The 265-nt window shown below is 52.1% G+C and carries 1 protein-coding gene; it reads right to left on the reverse strand.

From position 1 onward, the window contains the following. Positions 1–265 (reverse strand): hypothetical protein (locus V5P19_RS23770; protein WP_334408012.1); only part of this gene is annotated, 265 nt, incomplete at both ends.

Below are 265 nucleotides of genomic sequence, written 5' to 3' on the forward strand. Positions count from 1 at the left end.
GTGCAGAACAAGACGTAATTCAGCACTATCGGTATAGTCCCCTTTCAGTGATGACCGATTGCTCTTAAGGACGGACTGCGAGGTGTCTGCCGGGCCAGCCACCAGCGTTATATCTACTGTTTGCATTCCACCAGCGGTCGTGACTGCGCTTACCGTGACGCTACCTGTCATCGCTCCTTTCACGCTTGTTGTCGCGATTCCGTTTTGATCGGTCACCGCTGTTAATGACGTTAATGTGGCAGAGCCGCTTTTTAAGGCGAAGTAC

The sequence above is a fragment of the Enterobacter sp. UNJFSC 003 genome (assembly GCF_036903355.1).
GTDB lineage: Bacteria > Pseudomonadota > Gammaproteobacteria > Enterobacterales > Enterobacteriaceae > Enterobacter.